Source organism: Streptomyces sp. NPDC048191 (assembly GCF_040652655.1).
In the GTDB taxonomy this organism is placed as follows: Bacteria; Actinomycetota; Actinomycetes; order Streptomycetales; family Streptomycetaceae; genus Streptomyces.
Genome location: NZ_JBEZMO010000007.1, coordinates 25,043 through 43,434, shown reverse-complemented (window position 1 = coordinate 43,434; position 18,392 = coordinate 25,043). Strand labels below are relative to the sequence as shown.

The window sequence follows — 18,392 nt, the reverse complement described above, 5'->3', positions numbered from 1 at the left end:
GTGCCGTGAACGGGCCGGGGTGCGCCATGTCACCCCGGCCCGTTGCCGTACTCCCCCTCCGCCGGAACGATCCGCATCTCCTCCGCGAAGTGACAGGCCGAGTCGTGCGCCGCCGGGCCGGAGGTGTCCCGGAAGGCCGCCGGTACGGCGAGGGCCGGAACCTCGCGGACGCAGCGCTCCTGCGCCTTCCAGCAGCGGGTGCGGAAGCGGCAGCCGGAGGGGATGTTCGTCGGCGACGGCACGTCTCCGCTGAGGATGATCCGCTCGCGGTGTTCGCGGAGCCCGGGGTCCGGGACCGGGACCGCCGAGAGGAGGGCCTGGGTGTAGGGGTGCGTGGGGTGGTCGTAGATCTCGGTGTCCCGGCCGGTCTCCACGATCCGGCCCAGGTACATGACGCCGACCCGGTCGGAGATGTGCCGGACGATGGACAGGTCGTGCGCGATGAAGACGTAACTCAGGTCGAACTCGGACTGCAGCCGGTCCAGGAGGTTGATCACCTGGGCCTGGACCGAGACGTCCAGCGCGGACACCGGTTCGTCGGCGACGATCACCTCCGGTCGCAGCGCCAGTCCCCGCGCGATGCCGATGCGTTGGCGCTGGCCGCCGGAGAACTGGTGCGGATAGCGGTTGACGTACTCCGGGTCGAGGCCGACCACGTCCAGCAGTTCCTGCACCCGGCGGCGGCGGTCGCCCTTGGGCGCCACCTCGGGGTGGATGTCGTACGGCTCCCCGACGATGTCACCGACCGTCATCCGGGGGTTGAGCGAGGTGTACGGGTCCTGGAAGACCATCTGGATGTTGCGGCGTACGGCCTTCAGCGCGCGTCCGGACAGCTTGGTGATGTCCTCGCCCTTGAACCGGATGGAGCCGGCCGTGGGGCGCTCCAGGTTGCAGAGCAGCTTGGCGACCGTCGACTTGCCGCAGCCCGACTCGCCGACGACGCCGAGGGTTTCACCCCGGCCGAGGTGGAAGTCGACGCCGTCCACGGCCTTCACCGCGCCGATCTGCTTCTTGAAGAGGACGCCCCGGGTGAGCGGGTAGTGCTTGACGAGCCCGCTGACCTCCAGGATCGGCTCAGTGGTCGCGGTCATCCAGGCACTCCCTCCAGAAGTGGCAGGCGCTGCCGCGTACGCCGGAGACCTCGTACAGCGGGGGTGCGTCGGTGCGGCAGACGTCCTGGGCCATGGGGCAGCGGGGGTGGAAGGAGCAGCCCGGCGGGATGTTCATCAGGTTCGGCGGCAGGCCCTTGATCGCGTACAGCTGCTGTCCCTTCTGGTCCAGGCGCGGGATGGAGTCCAGCAGGCCGCGGGTGTAGGGGTGGGCGGGCGCCTTGTAGATGTCGTGTACCGGGGCCGACTCGACGATCTTCCCGGCGTACATCACGGCGATCCGGTCGGCGACGTCGGCGACGACCCCGAGATCATGGGTGATGAGGATGAGGCCCATGCGGTACTCGCGCTGCAACTCCGCGAGCAGGTCCATGACCTGGGCCTGCACGGTGACGTCGAGAGCGGTGGTGGGCTCGTCGGCGATGATCAGCGCCGGCTCCAGGGACAGCGCCATGGCGATCATGATGCGCTGGCGCATACCGCCGGAGAACTGGTGGGGATAGTCCCGCACGCGCTGGGCGGCGGCCGGGATGCGTACCCGCTCCATCAGCTCCACGGCCCTGCCCCGCGCGTCCTTCTTCGACATCCCGCGGTGCACGACGAACATCTCGCCGAGCTGGTCCCCCACGGAGAGCACGGGGTTGAGTGCCGACAGGGCGTCCTGGAAGATCATCGCCATCCCCGCGCCCCGGATCCGGCGCCGCTCCTCCTCCTTCAGCCGCAGCAGGTCCTGCCCCTGGAAGAGGATCCGCCCCCCGGTGATCCTCCCGGGCGGCACGTCGAGGATCCCCATCACGGCCTGCGCGGTCACCGACTTGCCCGACCCCGACTCCCCGAGCACGGCCAGGGTCTCCCCCGCGTCGACCTCGTAGCTCACCCCGTTGACGGCGTGCGCGACACCGTCCCGCGTCCGGAACTCCACCTGCAGGTCCCGCACTTCGAGCAGCACGCGCCCTCACCTCAGCTTCGGGTCCAGGGCGTCGCGGACCGCGTCGCCGAGCATGATGAAGGCCAGGACGGTGACGGCCAGGGCGCCCGAGGGCCACAGGAGGGCGTGGGGGGCGTTGCGGATGTAGGGGGAGGCGGCGGAGATGTCGATGCCCCAGGAGACGCTGGGCGGTTTCAGTCCCACGCCGAGGTACGACAAGGTGGCCTCCAGGGCGATGTAGGTGCCGAGCGCGATGGTCGCCACCACGATCACCGGCGCCACCGCGTTCGGGGCGATGTGGCGCAGCAGGATGCGGGAGTCGGAGGCACCGAGGGCACGGGCGGCCTGGACGTAGTCGTTCTGCTTGGCGGTGATGACCGAGCCGCGTGCGATGCGGCCGATCTGCGGCCAGCCGAGCAGGACGATGAAGCCGATCACCGGCCAGACCGTGTTGCTGGTCACCACGGAGAGCAGGACCAGTCCGCCGAGGACGACCGGGATGGCGAAGAAGATGTCGGTGATCCGGGACAGGACGGAGTCCCACACCCCGCCGAAGTAGCCCGCCAGGGACCCCAGCACCGCCCCGAGCACGGCCACCCCGAGTGTGGCACACACGCCCACCGTGACGGACGTACGGGCGCCGTACACCGTGCGCGTGTAGACGTTGCAGCCCTGGCCGTCGTACCCGAAGGGCGCGCCCGGCCCCGCGCCGTCCTGGGCCTTGGCCAGGTCGCACTTCAGGGGGCTGCCGGAGGCGATCGCCGAGGGCCACAGGGAGATGAAGACCAGGAAGAGGATCACCACGGCGGAGATCAGGAAGACGGGGTTGCGGCGCAGGTCCCGCCAGGCGTCGGACCACAGGGAGCGCGGTCTGCCCACGGGGCCGGTGCCCTCCGGGCCGCCCGGGATCCGGTCCAGCGTGGCGGCCTGGCTCGCCCCGAGGTCCATCGCGCCGCCCATGCCGGTCCCGGCGATCGCGCCCTCGGGCTTGTACGGCTGTTCAGGCATAGCGGATCCTCGGGTCGAGTACGGCGTACAGGAGGTCGACGAGGAGGTTGGCGACGAGGAAGACCAGGACGAGGACGGTCACGAAACCGACGACCGTCTGGGTGTTCTGGTGCAGGATGCCCTGGTAGAGCTGGAAGCCCACGCCGTGGATGTTGAAGATCCGCTCGGTGACGATCGCCCCGCCCATCAGCGCGCCGATGTCCGCGCCGATGAAGGTGACCACGGGGATCAGCGAGTTGCGCAGCAGGTGCCGTACGACGACCCGGTGCCGCGGCAGGCCCTTGGCGACCGCCGTACGGACGTAGTCGGCCCGCTTGTTCTCCGCGATGGAGGTGCGGGTCAGCCGGGTGACGTAGGCGAGGGAGACGGAGGCGAGGACCAGGCCGGGCACGATCAGCTCGTCGAAGCTTCCGTAGCGGACCGACGGGCTGGTCCACTGCCACTTGATGCCGAGCAGCAGCTGGAGCAGCAGACCGGTGACGAAGGTGGGCACGGAGATCACCACGAGTGTGGCCAGCAGCACCCCGGTGTCGACGGGCCGGCCGCGCCGCAGGCCCGTCACCACGCCCAGCGTCACCCCGATGACGATCTCGAAGAGGATGGCGACGATCGTGAGCCGGATGGTGACGGGGAACGAGGTTCCCATCAGCTCGGTGACCGGCTGACCGTTGAAGGCGGTGCCGAAGTCGCCGGTGAAGAGGTTGCCCATGTAGGTCGCGTACTGCTGCCAGAGCGGCTTGTCCAAGCCGAACTCGCGCTTCAGCTGGGCGGCCGTCGCCGGGTCGCAGGCCCGCTCGCCGCACAGCCCGGCGATGGGGTCGCCCATCACGTTCACCATCAGGAAGATCAGCAGCGTCGACCCGATGAACACCGGGATCATCTGGAGCAGCCGCCTCGCGACATAGCGCCCCATGGGGATCAGCCGACCTTGATCTCGTTGTAGACCGGCACGCTGAACGGGTCCAGCGCCACGTGGGAGAGCCGGGAGGCGTAGCCGGCGCTGCCGTTCTGGTACCAGAGTGGGATGGCCGCCATGTTGTCGCGGACGACCTTCTCGGCCTGCTGGAACAGCCGGACGGCCGCGGCCCGCGCGGTCTCGGCGTTGGCCCGGTCGACGAGCCGGTCGAACTGTCTGTTGGACCACTTGCCGTCGTTGGAGGAGGCGCCCGTGTAGTACAGCGGCTGCAGGAAGTTCTGGATCAACGGGTAGTCCATCTGCCAGCCGGCCCGGAAGGGACCGGTCATCTTGTGCTGCCCGATCTGGTTTCGGAAGTCGGCGAAGGTGCCGACCGGGTTGCCCACGCAGGCCTTGTCGTTGCCCAGCGCGTTGTTGATGGAGTGGCACACCGCGTCCACCCATTGCTTGTGCGAGCCCGAGTCCGCGTTGTAGGTGATCTTCAGCTGCCCGCCGGGGATCCCACCGCCCTCCTGGATGAGCTTCTTGGCCTGGACGGGGTCGTACTCGCAGACGTGGCCGCACAGCCCGGCCTGGTAGCCGCCGGCCACGCCGAGGACCGGGGAGGTCCAGTCGGTGGCGGGGGTGCGGGTGTTCCGGAAGATGGTCTCGGTGATCTGCTTGCGGTTGATCGCCATGGACAGGCCCGTGCGGACCTTCCGTGCCCCGCCGGTGTTCCACCGCGGGTCGTAGTAGGGGAAGGCCAGGGTCTGCAGGATGCCGGCCGGGGTGTTGATGTAGCGGCCGTTCAGGTCGGTGTCGACGTTCTTGAGCTGGCTGGCCGGCACGTCGTCGACCAGGTCGAGGTTGCCGGCCAGCACGTCGGTGTACGCGGTGTTGTTGTCGGTGTACACGAGCAGGGTCACGCCCGCGTTCCGGGCGGGATCGGGCCCGGGGTAGGCGTTCCACTTCCTCAGGTTCATCGCCGAGCCCCTGGTGTAGGACTCGATCCGGTACGGCCCGTTGCCGACCGGCTTCTTCACCCAGGCGGCGTGGTCGGTGAAGAAGAGGCGGGGCAGCGGGGCGTAGGCCGCGTAGCCGAGGGTGTCGGGGAAGCTGGAGAACTTCTGGCCCAGCCGGACGGTGAAGGTGTGGTCGTCGACCACCTTCAGTCCGGACAGGGTGTCGGCGGTCTGGGAGCCGCTGTCGGGGTGGACCTTGTCGTAGCCGTCGATGTAGCCGAAGAAGTAGGCGTTCTTCTGGTTGTTCCTCAGGCTCGCCCCGTAGTTCCAGGCGTCGACGAAGGAGTGGGCGGTCACCTTCTCACCGTTGGAGAAGGTCCAGCCGTCCCGCACCTTGATCGTGAAGTTCTGGGAGTCCCTGGTGTCGATGGAGGCGGCGAGCCAGTTCTGGGCCTTGCCGGTCCTCGGGTCGTACTTCTTCAGGCCCCGGAAGATCATGTCGAGGACCTTGCCGCCCTGGACCTCGTTGGTGTTGGCGGGCTCCAGCGGGTTCTGCGGGTCGCCCCAGGAGGAGGTGAGCACACCCGCGCCGCCGAATCCCCCGCTGTCTCCGCAGCCGGCGCCCAGCAGCCCCGCGGCGATCGCACAGGCGGCCCATCGGGCGCGCGTGACTCCCCGCATGGCTGCCTCCTCCGCGATCACTGATGCGATATCAGCCAATATCTTCTTGTATGACATATATCGCACGTGAGCCGCCGCATCAGGGGGCCACCAGGGGGACGCGCGAGCCGGATCGAGCCGCCATCGGAGGGACGCACCGCCCGAACGCGTGCGCTTACCGCGCGGGGCGGACGATCTTGGACGGGCAGCGCAATAGATCTCCGCACAACGATGCCGAAACGTTGGATTCGGACGGGCCGATGTACGCATTTCGACACACCACCGTCCGCATAACGAACTCATTGCCCGATTAGTCCAGTTGGTCCGATGTGAAGCACGGATTGATTACGGCGTGCTACCCGCGTAGCTACAGAATGATCAAGTAAAAGTAAAGAAGGTAAAGACGCAACCAAGGCGACCGAGAATTTATTGACCTTGAATGAATTGCGTTGAAAAAGTCCGGCGTAGCCCGTAGGGAGCGCCCTGCGGAGCCTTGACCCACAAGGCACGGAGCATCATGACCCCCCCAACCCCTTCCTCGGCCGCCCCACTCGAGGTGACCAACGAGGACAGCGCCGTATCGGCGAAGCCCGGCAACCCGAAGGGCACCGAGAGCCGCTCTCCGGGACGGCTGGCCTGGACCCGCTTCAAGCGTGACCGGACGGGCGTCATATCCGCCTTCGTGGTGATCTTCTTCTTCGTCATCGGCATCGCCGCGCCGCTGATCGCCAAGGTGTACGGCAAGGACCCGTACACGACGTACGGCATGAACATCCCCGGCCTGTTCAACGAGTTCAACTACCCGGTCAAGCCCAACGGCGGCATCAGCTCCGACTTCTGGTTCGGCATCGAGCCGCAGCTCGGCCGGGACGTCTTCACCTTCCTGCTCTACGGCATCCGCAACTCGCTGCTGATCGCCACCGTCGCCGCGCTGCTGACCACCCTGCTCGGTGTCGTCCTCGGCGTCACCGCCGGCTACCTGGGCGGCAAGACGGACTACTTCGTCGGCCGGGTCATCGACATCCTGCTGGCGTTCCCCCAGACGCTGTTCTTCATCGCGTTCTGGCCGGTGGTCCTGCTGATCTTCGTCAAGCCCACGGACAACACCCCGGTGTGGCTGACCGTCGCCAGCCTGATCATCGTGATGACGGTCTTCGGCTGGGCCTCCATCGCCCGTCTGCTGCGCGGCGAGGTGCTCGCCCTGCGCGAGCGCGAGTTCGTGGAGGCCGCCAAGGTCACCGGTGCCTCGCCGGCCCGGATCATCTTCAAGGAACTGCTGCCCAACCTGTGGACCCCGATCCTCATCCAGGCAACGCTCCTCCTCCCGACCTATGTCACCGCGGAAGCGGGGCTCGCCTTCCTCGGCGTCGGCCTCCAGGACCCCACCCCCGACTGGGGTGTGATGATCCAGAACGGCGCCAAGGTCTACCAGAACGACATCACCTTCATGCTCTTCCCGGGCCTGGCCATGGTGATCTTCGTCGTCGCCTTCAACCTGCTCGGTGACTCGGTCCGCGACGCCCTGGACCCGAAGACCAAGCGCTGAGTCTCCTCCCGGCCCCGGGCGACGGGGCCCGGCCGGGATCAAGCACCACTTGTCATCCACTACGAACGGGGCAGCCATGTCTCTCTCCCGCAGAAACTTCGTCATCGCCACCTCTGTCGCGGCCGCGGGCTCGACGCTGCTGTCCGCGTGCAGCAGCGGCGGCGGGGGCGGCAACGGCTCCCCGAGCGCCGGCGCCACCAGCTACACGGGCGCCAAGGTCACCATCGGCACGAAGGCCGACTCCACCGGCCCGGCCCCCGAGATCCCCGGCGCGAAGAAGGGCGGCACGATCTACGGCCTCGCGCCCGACGACTTCTCGCACCTCGACCCGCAGCGCATCTACTACGCGTACAACTCCACCGTCGCGCTGCTCCTGCACCGCTGCCTGACCGGTTACAAGATCGACTCCTCCGGTCACCAGAAGCTCGTCGGCGACCTGGCCACCGACACCGGCACCGCCTCCAAGGACAACAAGACCTGGACCTTCACGCTGAAGGAGGGTCTGAAGTGGGAGGACGGCAGCGAGCTGACCGTCGAGGACGTGCGCCACGGCATCGAGCGCCTGTGGGCCCCGTTCATCACCGAGTCCGGCACCTACGTCCAGATGGCGCTGACCGGCAAGGGCGCCAAGTGGCGTGACGCCTACGAGGGCCCGTACAAGGGCAAGCACCTCGACTCGATCGTCACCGACAAGGCCAAGCGGACCATCACCTTCCACCTGGCCGAGCCGAAGCCGGACTTCAACTTCACGCTGGCGATGCACTCGTACGCCGCCACGTCGGTGAAGCTGGACACCAAGGAGAAGTACGACAAGAACCCGGCCTCCTGCGGTCCGTACAAGATCAAGGCGCACACCACCGACAAGTCGATGGTGCTCACCCGCAACAAGTACTGGGACCCGGCCACCGACTCGATCCGCAACGCCTACCCGGACGGCTTCGAGTTCCTCTTCGGTGTGCAGATCCTCGACAGCACCGACCGCCTGATCGCCGACCAGGGCAACGACCAGTACGCGGTGTCGATCTACAAGGGCGTCCCGGCCGAGCGCATCCAGAAGGTGCTCACCGACCCGGAGCTGAAGAAGCGCACCTTCAACGGTCTGCTCACCGGCACCTACTACTACCCGATCAACACCAAGCGCGTGACCGACCTCAAGGTCCGCCAGGCCCTGATCCACGCCTGGCCGCTGCAGCAGATCCGGCAGATCTACGGCGGCCCGTCCGCCGGTGACATCGCCACCTCGATCCTCAGCCCCGACATCATCGGCTACGAGAAGTACGACCTCTACGGCAAGCTGCAGAAGCCGCAGGGCGACCCGGCCAAGGCCAAGGCGCTGCTGAAGGAGGCCGGCAAGCTGGGCATGAAGATCGTCTACGCCTTCCCGCAGGACCCGACCTACCTGAAGACCAAGGTCGTCATCGAGAACGCGCTGAAGGCGGCCGGCTTCACGCCGGTCATGAAGCCGGTCGACTCCACGTCGTACTACGACCAGATCCAGCAGATCAACAACCAGTACGACGTGATGTGGTTCGGCTGGTCCCCGGACTGGCCCACCGCCTACACGATGATCGAGCCGCTGTTCGACGGCGCCGCCATCGGCAACGGCCAGAACAACGTCTCCCAGACGAACATCGGCTGGATCAACGACGCGATCAAGAAGAACGCGGTGATCGCGGACCAGACCGAGGCCGGCAAGGCCTGGGCGGCGCTGGACAAGAAGATCATGCAGGAGGTGGCGCCGATCATCCCCGAGACGTTCACCCGCCGCTTCTACGTGTACGGCTCGAAGGTGGGCGGTGCCCAGTTCGACCCGAACTTCTCCGCGACCCTGCTGTACAAGACCTTCGTGAAGGCCTGACGTACGACCCCCGGCGGGGCGGCCACGGTGCCGCCCCGCCGTCTCACCCCCTACGGCATCCCGTCAGGAAACCCCAACAGCCATGCTCCGCTTCCTCATCCGCCGGACCCTCGGCGCCGCTGTGATCCTGCTGATCATCAGCGCCCTGGTGTTCGTCCTGTTCTACGCCGCTCCGCGCGACCCCGCCCGCATCGCGTGCGGCAAGGTCTGCACCCCCGAGACCCTGGCCCTGGTGAAGAAGAACCTGGGGATCGACCACTCGCTCCCCGTGCAGTATTGGGACTGGCTCAAGGGCATCTTCGTGGGGCGTGACTACACGTCCTTCGGGCACTGCAACGCGCCCTGCCTCGGCTACTCGTTCCAGAACCGCGAGCCGGTCCTGGCCACCATCGGGGACCGCTTCCCGACCACGATCTCCCTGGCCCTCGGCAGCGCCGCGGTCTTCCTGCTCTTCGGTGTCGGCACCGGCATGCTGGCCGCGGTGAAGCAGGGCAAGCCCCTCGACAAGATCGCCAGCTCCGCCTCGCTGATCGCGTCCTCGATGCAGATCTACGTCGTCGGCGTCTTCGCCACGTACCTCTTCGTGGACCAGATGCACCTGCTGGAGCGCGCCAACTACACACCCATCACCGACAACCCGGGCAAGTGGTTCACGGGCCTGCTGGTGCCGTGGCTGGTGCTGTCCCTGATCTTCACCGCGAACTACACCCGTATGACGCGCTCCCAGATGGTCGAGGCGCTCAGCGAGGACTACGTCCGCACCGCGCGCGCCAAGGGCCTCTCCCGCAGGACGGTGTTCTTCCGCTTCGCCTGGCGCGGCGCGATGGGCCCGATCATCACCATCTTCGGCCTCGACCTCGGCACGCTGCTCGGCGGCGCGATCATCACGGAGTCGACCTTCAGCCTGCAGGGCATCGGCATGCTCTCGGTGAAGGCGGTCAGCACCAACGACCTGCCGATGCTCCTCGGCGTCATCCTGGTCGCCGCGGCCGCGATCGTCATCTTCAACATCATCGTGGACGCCGTGTACGCCCTCATCGACCCGCGCGTGCGCCTCGCGTAAGGAGAGCGAACCATGAGCACCCCCTTCCTCTCCCTCCGCGACCTGAAGGTCCACTTCTCCACCGAGGACGGCGTCGTCAAGGCCGTCGACGGGCTGTCGTTCGACCTGGAGAAGGGCAAGACCCTCGGCATCGTCGGCGAGTCCGGCTCCGGCAAGTCCGTCACCAACATGGCGATCCTGGGCCTGCACGACCCGCGCAACACCGCGATGGACGGCGAGATCCTGCTCGACGGCAAGGAGCTGATCAGCGCCTCCGAGTCCGAGCTGGAGAAGCTGCGCGGCAACAAGATGTCCATGATCTTCCAGGACGCGCTGGCCTCGCTCTCGCCGTACCACACCATCGGCGCGCAGATCGCCGAGACGTACCGCAAGCACACCGGCGCCTCCAAGAAGGAGGCCCGGGCCCGGGCGATCGAGATGCTCCGCCGCGTCGGCATCCCCCAGCCCGACACCCGCGTGGACGACTACCCGCACCAGTTCTCCGGTGGTATGCGCCAGCGCGCGATGATCGCCATGGCGCTGGTCTGCGACCCCGAGCTGCTGATCGCCGACGAGCCGACCACGGCCCTCGACGTGACGGTCCAGGCGCAGATCATGGACCTGCTGAAGGACCTCCAGCAGGAGTTCGGCACCGCGATCATCTTCATCACGCACGACCTGGGCGTCATCGCCGACATCGCGGACGACGTGCTCGTGATGTACGGCGGCCGGTGCGTGGAGCGGGGCACCAAGAGCGAGGTCCTGAGCACTCCGCAGCACCCGTACACGCTGGGCCTGCTCGGTTCCATGCCGAGCCTGGACGGCCCGGTCGACGTGCCGCTCTCGCCCATCCCCGGCTCCCCGCCCTCGCTGCTCAACCCGCCCTCCGGCTGCCGCTTCCACCCGCGCTGCGCGTTCGCCGAGAAGGTCGCCGGCGGCCTGTGCTCGACCGAGCGGCCGGAGCTGAAGGTGGTCGACGGCCGTGGCTCGGCCTGTCACCTGACGCCGGAGCAGAAGCGGGAACTCTTCTCCGACTTCGCCGCAACCCGGCACAACTGACGGACACCAGACGGGACTTCACGACCATGAGCAACACGAACCCCCTCCTGGACGTCTCCGGGCTCACGAAGCACTTCCCGATCAAGGGCGGCTTCCCGATCCGCCGGACCGTCGGCGCGGTGCAGGCCGTGGACGGGCTGGACTTCCAGGTGGCCGAAGGCGAGAGCCTGGGCCTCGTCGGCGAGTCCGGCTGCGGCAAGTCGACCACGGGCCGGCTGATCACCCGGCTGCTGGAGCCGACCGGCGGCCGGATCACCTACCGCGGGCAGGACATCACACACGCCGGCCGCAAGGACCTGGCGCCGATCCGCTCCGAGATCCAGATGATCTTCCAGGACCCGTACGCCTCGCTGAACCCGCGGCAGACGGTCGGCAAGATCATCTCCGGTCCGATGGAGATCAACGACATCAACCCGGAGGGCGGCCGCGAGAAGCGGGTGCGTGAACTCCTGGAGATCGTCGGCCTGAACCCGGAGCACTTCAACCGGTTCCCGCACGAGTTCTCCGGCGGTCAGCGCCAGCGCATCGGGGTGGCCCGCGCGCTGGCCCTGGAGCCGAAGCTGATCGTCGCCGACGAGCCGGTCTCGGCCCTGGACGTCTCGATCCAGGCCCAGGTGGTGAACCTGCTGCAGAAGGTGCAGAAGGAACTGGGCATCGCCTTCGTCTTCATCGCCCACGACCTCGCGATCGTCCGGCACTTCTCGCACCGCGTCGCGGTGATGTACCTCGGCAAGATCGTGGAGATCGCCGACCGCGACGACCTCTACGGCAACCCGCGCCACCCCTACACCCGGGCCCTGCTCTCCGCCGTGCCCGAGGCCACGGTGGACGCGGAGCCGCGCGAGCGCATCCGCCTGGTCGGCGACGTCCCGTCCCCGATCAACCCGCCCACCGGCTGCCGCTTCCGCACCCGCTGCTGGAAGGCGACGGAGAAGTGCGCGACGGAGGCTCCGCCGCTGGTGCAGGCGGAGGGCAACAAGCCCGGCCACCTGACGGCGTGCCACTACCCGGAGACGGCGGACACCGTCCCCGCTCCCCGTCTCGCCAAGGACCCCGAGGCGGCGGCCTGACACACCCCTTTTCGTCAGCCGCCCCCTCGCGGAACGGACTTTCACCGGCCCATTGACCCGAGCCCATGAACGTCCGGTCCAGGGGATGAGGGCCCGCGCCTCCCCAGGTGCGGGCCTTCGTCGCGTAAACGGCGTGCCGGGGCGGGAGTTGAGAGACGCTCAAGAAGTGCACCGGAACCTGACGCACCGTTCAACATCGTGTGTCAGACTGCCGCGGTGGTAGATCACGTGTTCACCGATCTCACGCTTGCCGCGCTCTACGACCGCCTCAATTCCTGGGGACCGGGTGACGACTTCTACCTCGGCCTGGTGCGGGAGGCCCGCTCGGTGCTGGACATCGGGTGCGGCACCGGGCGGTTGCTGCGACAGGCCCGGGCCGAGGGGCACCGGGGGCGGCTGACGGGACTCGATCCGGCCGCCGCCATGCTCGTACAGGCGCGGCGGGTCCGGCCGGACGTCGAATGGGTCCTCGGGGACACGCAGGTGCGCCTCTGGCAACGGGAGTTCGACCTCGTCGTCATGACGGGGCACGCCTTCCAGGAACTGGTCGGGGACGAGGAGATCCGGCGCTGTCTGCGCGCGGCCCGCGCGGCCCTGGGCGACGGCGGACGGTTCGTGTTCGAGACCCGCAACCCGGCCGCCCGCGCCTGGGAGCGGTGGACCCCGGACCGGGTCCATGAGATCACCGCCCCCGACGGCACCCCGGTGCGGGTGTGGCACGAGGTGCAGGGAGCCGGGCTCCACGGCGACCGGGTGCGGTTCACGGAGACCTACGACGGCCCCGGCTGGCCGGCCCCGCAGGTGTGCCACAGCGTCCTGCGGTTCCTGGACGAGGAGTCCCTGGCGGGCTTCCTGGCCGAGGCCGGCCTGACGGTCGCGGAGCAGTACGGGGACTGGGGGCGGGGGCCGCTGACCCCCGCCAGCCCCGAGATCATCACCGTGGCCCGAGCGGCCTAGGCCCGAGCGGTCTAGCGCCGGGAGCCGCAGGGGACGGGCGGGTCATCCCCCGTGGCTCCGGCGTGGTCCGCCGGGCGGGGCCTAGCCCGCCGAGCCGTCCTCCGGCCCCTCCTCCAGCGCCGCCAGGGCCGGGTCCAGGACGATGTCCTCGTCCCGGGCCTCGATCGTGGGCTCCTCCGGGAAGTGGCAGGCCGTCAGGTGGCCCTCGTGGTTGCCGGAGATCCGGACCAGCGGTGGCTCCTCCGTCGCGCACTTGTCCTGCGCCTTCCAGCAGCGCGTACGGAAGCGGCAGCCGGAGGGCGGGGAGATGGGCGAGGGGACGTCACCGGCGAGCCGGATGCGCTCACGCCCGGCGGTGTCGTCCTGGGTGAGGTTCACCTCCGGGACGGCGGACAGCAGGGCGTGGGTGTACGGGTGGCGGGGCCGGGTGTAGATGGAGTCCCGGTCGCCCACCTCGATGATCTTGCCGAGGTACATCACCGCGACGCGCTGCGAGAAGTGCCGTACCACGGCGAGGTCGTGGGCGATGAAGACGAAGGCGATGCCCAGTTCCTTCTGCACCTTCTGCAGCAGGTTCACCACCTGGGCCTGGATCGAGACGTCCAGGGCCGAGACCGGCTCGTCGGCGACGATCAGCTTCGGCTCCAGGGCCAGCGCGCGGGCCACCCCGATGCGCTGGCGCTGACCGCCGGAGAACTCGTGCGGGAACCGGTTGAAGTGCTCCGGGTTGAGACCGACGATCTCCAGCAGCTCGCGGACCCGCTTCTCACGGCCGCCCTCCGGGTTGATGTCGTTGATCTCCATCGGACCGGAGATGATCTTGCCCACCGTCTGCCGCGGGTTCAGCGACGAGTACGGGTCCTGGAAGATCATCTGGATCTCGGAGCGGATCGGCGCCAGATCCTTGCGCGTGGCGTGGCTGATGTCCTGCCCGCGGTAGGTGATCGTGCCGTCGGTCGGTTCCAGCAGCCGGGTGATCAGCCGGCCGGTGGTCGACTTGCCGCAGCCCGACTCGCCGACCAGACCGAAGCTCTCCCCCGCGTGCACGGTGATGTCCACGCCGTCCACGGCCTGCACCGCGCCGATCGTCCGGCGGATCGGGAAGCCGCCCTTGACGGGGAAGTGCTTGGTCAGTCCGGAGACCTCCAGCAGCGGCTCCCCGTCCGTGCCGGCGCCCTTCTCGCGTGGGGCCGGGAGGACCATGTCCTCAGTCATGACAATGTCCTCCTAGCCCAGACGGGGCTTGATCTCTTCGATGAAGACGGTCCGCTTCTGTTCCTCCGTGAGATGGCACGCGGAGGCCCGGTCCGGCGCCAGCAGCGGGCGCTCGCTCACACAACGGCCCCTGCCCTCCACCCGGTCCTGGTAGGAGCAGCGGGGGTGGAAACGGCAGCCGGAGGGCGGGTTGAGCAGCGACGGCGGGGAGCCGGGGATCGGGGACAGCTGGGCGCCGAGGTCGGAGTCCAGGCGCGGCATGGAGTTCAGCAGGCCCCAGGTGTACGGGTGCCGGGGCGAGCGCAGCACCTCGTCGGTGGTGCCCCGCTCCACCGCACTGCCCGCGTACATCACCATGATGTCGTCGGCCATGTCGGCGATCACCCCCAGGTCATGGGTGATGAAGACGATGCCGGACCCGAACTCCTGCTGCAGGTCCTTGAGCAGATCGAGGATCTGCGCCTGGACCGTCACGTCCAGGGCCGTCGTCGGCTCGTCGGCGATCAGCAGGTCGGGGTCGCAGACCAGCGCCATGGCGATCATCGCGCGCTGGCGCATGCCGCCGGAGAACTGGTGCGGGTAGTCCTTGGCCCGCTCCTTCGGGTTCGGGATGCCGACCTTGCCGAGCATCTGCACCGCACGCTCCCAGGCCTCCTTCTTGGAGGCGCCGGTGTGCTTCATGTACGGCTCGGCGATCTGCCGGCCGACGGTGTAGTACGGCGAGAGCGCGGTGAGCGGGTCCTGGAAGATCATGGCGACCTTGTTGCCGCGCAGCTTCTCCAGCTCCGACTCGCGGGCCGTGGTCAGCTCCCGGCCGTCCAGCAGGATCTCGCCCTCGACCGTGGTGAACATGGGGTTGTGCAGGCCGAGGATGGTCAGGTTGGTCACCGACTTGCCCGAGCCGGACTCCCCCACGATGCCGAGCGTCCTGCCGCGCTCCAGATCGAAGGACAGCCCGTCCACGGCCCGTACGACGCCGTCCTCGGTCTTGAAGCTGACGTGCAGGTCCCGCACCGAGAGCAGGGGGCCGGCACCGGCCGGGGTCGGAGCACCGGCTTCCTTGGTCAGAGTGGTCACGACAGTGCTCCTAGGACAGCCGCACGCGCGGGTCGATGAAGGCGTAGGCGGCGTCGACGACGATGTTGAACAGCAGGATCATGCTGGCGGAGAAGAGCATCACGCCGAGCAGCAGCGGCAGGTCGCTGAAGAAGACGGACTGGACGGCGAGGTTGCCGAGGCCGGGCAGGCTGAAGGTGTACTCGGTGATGATGGCGCCGCCGAACAGCGAGCCGAGGTCGATGCCGAAGATGGTGACGATCGGGATCAGCGAACCGCGCCACGCGTAGCGGAAGAAGACGTAACGGCGGGACATGCCCTTGGCGCGGGCGGTGCGGACGTGTTCCTCCTGGAGCTGTTCGATCATCGAGGACCGCGCCATACGGGTGTACTGCGCGGCGAAGATCGTGGAGAGGATCACCCAGGGGATGATCAGGCCGGTGAACCAGGCGGCGGGGTTCTGCGTGATCTCGTTGTAGGCGGGCTTGTCGAACCAGTGCGTCTGGTAGACGAGGATCGCCAGGGCGAGCGGGCCGAGGAAGTAGATCTGCAGCGAGCTGATGACCATGGCGCCCGCGGTGGCCGTCTTGTCGATCAGCGTGCCGCGCCGCCAGGCGGCGAGCAGTCCGGTGCCGAGACCGATGATCAGGAAGCACACGGCCGCGCCCAGGGTGAGCGAGACGGTGGTGGGCAGCCGGTCCATCAGGGTGCTCCAGACCGCCTCGTTGGTGTGGTACGAGTAGCCGAAGCAGGGGGCGGGGCACGGGCCCTGGGCGAACTGGTTGCTGCCCATGACGAGGTTGTGCAGGAAGATCCAGTACTGCTCGGTGATGGGTTTGTCCAGGCCGAGCACATGGTGGATGTTCGCGATGCTGTCCGGGTTGCAGGTCTTGCCGCACATCATCAGCGCCGGGTCCCGGGGCACCCCGAAGAACAGCACGAACGTGACGATGCTCAGCAGGAACAGAATGACGACGGCACCGATGATCCGGCGGACGAGGAAGCGCAGCATGACAGGGCAGCTCTCAGACGTCGGCGGCCTAGGCGGTACCCGGCGCGCCCGTGCGGTGGGGGCGCGCCGGGTACCGGCAGGGGACGGTTACTTGATGTAGAGGCGACGCGGGTCGACGCCGCCGATCACGTCGTCGTAGACGAGGCCGCCGACCTTGGAGCCGGCGATCTGGGTCTGCTTGTAGTACGCGGTCGGGACGACGTTGACGCTGTCCTTCACGATGTACTGGTCGAGCTTCTCCCACTCCGCGGCGGACTTGACCGGGTCGGTGATCTTGTTGATCCGGTCGATCTCGCTGTTGATCTTCGGGTCGTTGACCTGCGAGTAGTTCTGCGCGCCGTCGGCGATCACGCGGCCGTCGTACAGCGGCGGGATGACGGTCGAGGCGGACGGCCAGTCGGCGCCCCACGCGGTGTGGAAGATGTCGTAGTTGTTGTTCAGCTTGGAGACCTGGTCGTAGTAGGTCTCGGCCGGGATCTCCTGGCGCTGGACGTTGAAGCCGGCCTTCTTCAGGCCCGCCGCCATGGCGGTGGAGTACTGCTGGCCCTCGGGGGTGTTGATGTAGCCGAAGGTCAGCTTCATGTTGAGCTTGCCGGCCTTCTTCAGCAGCTCCTTGGCCTTCGCCGGGTCACCGGCGGGGTTCTTCTTCTTGCCCCACGGGTCGAAGGAGGCGTCGTAGCCGGAGACGGTCGGGGAGATCAGGCCGCCCGCGACCTCCATGGCGTCGGTGCCGCCGTAGGCGCGCACGAAGGGGGTGACCGGCAGCGCGTAGGCGATGGCCTCGCGGACCGTCTTGTCCTTCATGGCCGGGTGGCTCATGTTGATGTTCATCTGGCCGACGTACGGCTGGTAGCCGGAGACCGTGCGGGACTTCATCTTCGGGTCCTTGAGGACCTGGGACAGGTTGCCCGCGTCCACCTGGTTGTTGAAGCTGATGCCGGTCTGGTCGGCGCCGCTGTCGGCGAGCAGCGCCTTGGTGGAGTTCTCGAACTGCTGGTTGAACGTGATGTTGAACTGGTCCACGTACTGGTGGCGGATCGGGTCCGTCTTCGGGTCCCAGTTCGGGTTCTTGACCAGCACCATCGACTTGCCGGACTTGAAGGACTGGATCTTGTACGGACCGGTCACCAGCGGTGCCTTGTCGTACTTCTCCTTGGTGTCGCCCTTCTGCGAGACGGCCGCGTAGCCCGCCATCGCCAGCGCGTAGGGCAGGTCGGCGTGCGGGGTCTTGAAGTGGAAGATGATGGTCTTGTCGTCCGGCGTCTCCAGGACGGAGTTGGGCAGGTGCTTGCCCTTGTAGGGGCCGTCCTTCAGCAGCTTGCGGTAGCTGGCGCCGGAGGTGTCGGCGAGCCACTGCTGGATGTAGGTGGGGCCCTGGTTGATGAACGGCGCGAAGAGCCGCTCGAAGGTGTGCCGGATGTCCTTGGACGTGATCGGCGAGCCGTCCTGGAACTTGATGCCGTCCTTGAGCGTGTACTTCCAGGTCTTGCCGCCGTCGGTGGTGGTGCCGGCGTCGGTGGCGAGGTCGCCGACCACCTCGTGCTGGTGGCCGTCGTTGCTGGTGGCCTTGTAGCCCGTGAGGCCTCTGTGGAGCAGCGTCGCGATGGAGCCCTCGTCGGACACGTAGATCTGCCCCGGGTCGAGGTGCGCGTACGTGTCCCGCTGCAGCACCTCCATGGTGCCGCCGGGCTTGGCGCCGGGCACGTCGGCGGCCGGGCCGGTGGAGTCCGCCGCGGTGCCGAACTTGATGGACGCCTGCTGGCGTTTGGCGTCCTGCTGGTCCTTCTTGCCGTTGGTCCCCGAGTCGCTGCCGCCCTTGCTGCAACCGGTGAGCACAAGAGCTCCGGCCGCGAGCACGGAGAGTGCGCCGTATGCGTGGCGTCCGCCCCTACTCATCACGAAGATTCCCACCCATCTGTGTGTCACCAGTGCGTTCTGTGTCTCACCAGTGCGAAAAGGACTGCTGGAAGTGCGTGCGGTGCAGTGGAGTTGGTGCAGTGCAGTGCAGTGCGGTT

Annotated in this window: 15 protein-coding genes; 6 read left to right on the top strand and 9 right to left on the bottom strand. The window is 67.9% G+C overall.

What is annotated here, in order from left to right; translation table 11 throughout:
• Positions 1-29: 29 nt before the first annotated feature.
• Genes AB0D93_RS14010 through AB0D93_RS13990 form a run of 5 tightly spaced genes read right to left on the bottom strand, consistent with a single transcriptional unit; the run spans position 30 to position 5,583 of the window.
• Positions 30-1,091 (bottom strand): dipeptide ABC transporter ATP-binding protein, encoded by a 1,062-nt coding sequence (locus AB0D93_RS14010; protein WP_362118329.1) that lies wholly within the window; start codon positions 1,089-1,091, stop codon positions 30-32.
• Positions 1,075-2,058, bottom strand: a complete 984-nt coding sequence (locus AB0D93_RS14005; protein WP_362118326.1) for an ABC transporter ATP-binding protein — start codon at positions 2,056-2,058, stop codon at positions 1,075-1,077. The genes AB0D93_RS14010 and AB0D93_RS14005 overlap by 17 nt, the downstream gene beginning before the upstream one ends.
• 6 nt (positions 2,059-2,064) lie before the next feature.
• Positions 2,065-3,045, bottom strand: coding sequence for an ABC transporter permease (locus AB0D93_RS14000; protein WP_362118323.1), 981 nt, complete (start codon positions 3,043-3,045; stop codon positions 2,065-2,067).
• A complete protein-coding gene (locus tag AB0D93_RS13995) occupies positions 3,038-3,958 on the bottom strand; it encodes an ABC transporter permease (RefSeq protein ID WP_362118320.1) in 921 nt (306 codons plus the stop codon). Before AB0D93_RS13995 ends, AB0D93_RS14000 begins: the two co-directional genes overlap by 8 nt.
• A 5-nt stretch (positions 3,959-3,963) precedes the next feature.
• Entirely contained in the window at positions 3,964-5,583 is a 1,620-nt protein-coding gene (locus tag AB0D93_RS13990) for an ABC transporter substrate-binding protein (protein WP_362118317.1), read from the bottom strand.
• A gap of 496 nt (positions 5,584-6,079) precedes the next feature.
• On the opposite strand from AB0D93_RS13990, the gene AB0D93_RS13985 reads away from it, so the two are divergent.
• From AB0D93_RS13985 to AB0D93_RS13960, 6 genes are all read left to right on the top strand, one after another.
• On the top strand, positions 6,080-7,108 hold the full coding sequence (locus AB0D93_RS13985; RefSeq protein ID WP_362118312.1) for an ABC transporter permease: 1,029 nt from the start codon (positions 6,080-6,082) through the stop codon (positions 7,106-7,108).
• Positions 7,109-7,184: 76 nt separating this feature from the next.
• Positions 7,185-8,966 carry an ABC transporter substrate-binding protein gene (locus AB0D93_RS13980; protein WP_362118309.1) on the top strand — a complete coding sequence of 594 codons (1,782 nt, stop codon included), beginning with the start codon at positions 7,185-7,187 and terminating at the stop codon, positions 8,964-8,966.
• Positions 8,967-9,048: 82 nt separating this feature from the next.
• The gene (locus tag AB0D93_RS13975) at positions 9,049-10,029 is read left to right on the top strand and encodes an ABC transporter permease (RefSeq protein WP_362118306.1); all 981 of its coding nucleotides are present in this window, start codon (positions 9,049-9,051) and stop codon (positions 10,027-10,029) included.
• A 12-nt stretch (positions 10,030-10,041) separates the two neighbouring features.
• Complete coding sequence (locus tag AB0D93_RS13970) at positions 10,042-11,067, top strand: ABC transporter ATP-binding protein (protein ID WP_362118303.1); 1,026 nt, start codon at positions 10,042-10,044, stop codon at positions 11,065-11,067.
• A gap of 26 nt (positions 11,068-11,093) precedes the next feature.
• Positions 11,094-12,137 carry a dipeptide ABC transporter ATP-binding protein gene (locus AB0D93_RS13965; protein WP_362118300.1) on the top strand — a complete coding sequence of 348 codons (1,044 nt, stop codon included), beginning with the start codon at positions 11,094-11,096 and terminating at the stop codon, positions 12,135-12,137.
• Positions 12,138-12,353: 216 nt separating this feature from the next.
• The gene (locus AB0D93_RS13960) at positions 12,354-13,094 is read left to right on the top strand and encodes a class I SAM-dependent methyltransferase (protein ID WP_362118297.1); all 741 of its coding nucleotides are present in this window, start codon (positions 12,354-12,356) and stop codon (positions 13,092-13,094) included.
• Positions 13,095-13,175: 81 nt separating this feature from the next.
• Here AB0D93_RS13960 and AB0D93_RS13955 read toward each other — a convergent pair whose 3' ends face one another.
• The 4 genes from AB0D93_RS13955 to AB0D93_RS13940 form a co-directional block, all read right to left on the bottom strand.
• Complete coding sequence (locus tag AB0D93_RS13955; RefSeq protein ID WP_362118294.1) at positions 13,176-14,309, bottom strand: dipeptide ABC transporter ATP-binding protein; 1,134 nt, start codon at positions 14,307-14,309, stop codon at positions 13,176-13,178.
• A gap of 12 nt (positions 14,310-14,321) precedes the next feature.
• The gene (locus AB0D93_RS13950) at positions 14,322-15,386 is read right to left on the bottom strand and encodes an ABC transporter ATP-binding protein (protein ID WP_362118291.1); all 1,065 of its coding nucleotides are present in this window, start codon (positions 15,384-15,386) and stop codon (positions 14,322-14,324) included.
• Positions 15,387-15,396: 10 nt separating this feature from the next.
• Positions 15,397-16,377, bottom strand: coding sequence for an ABC transporter permease (locus tag AB0D93_RS13945; RefSeq protein ID WP_362118288.1), 981 nt, complete (start codon positions 16,375-16,377; stop codon positions 15,397-15,399).
• A gap of 87 nt (positions 16,378-16,464) precedes the next feature.
• On the bottom strand, positions 16,465-18,273 hold the full coding sequence (locus AB0D93_RS13940) for an ABC transporter substrate-binding protein (protein WP_362118284.1): 1,809 nt from the start codon (positions 18,271-18,273) through the stop codon (positions 16,465-16,467).
• Between the last annotated feature and the right edge of the window lie 119 nt (positions 18,274-18,392).